Raw genomic sequence first — 240 nt, 5'->3', positions numbered from 1 at the left:
AGGGCAAGTAACAGAAGATGCGTCAAACCCACAGTTGAGCACCAATGGTACCTTGACGTTATCAGATGCAGATACTGGTGAGAATGTCTTCAAGGCTGAAAAGGCGTTGAGTGGCAGTGCCAAAGACGGCCAGGCGTTGGGTCACCTTAACATCGGTGAGGACGGCGACTGGACATACGATGTTGATAACAGTGCCGTGCAGTACCTGAAAGAAGGTGAGACACGGGTTGAAACCTTCAC

General features: G+C 50.8%; 1 protein-coding gene. It reads left to right on the top strand.

Translation table 11 applies throughout. The features are described from left to right. Positions 1 to 240 (top strand): VCBS domain-containing protein (locus VXS03_RS20220; RefSeq protein WP_327765543.1); only part of this gene is annotated, 240 nt, incomplete at both ends.

Source organism: Photobacterium sp. S4TG1, assembly GCF_036040035.1.
Classification (GTDB): Bacteria; Pseudomonadota; Gammaproteobacteria; order Enterobacterales; family Vibrionaceae; genus Photobacterium.
Note: the sequence above shows the minus strand (reverse complement) of the source record. Positions and strands in the feature narration are given on the sequence as shown.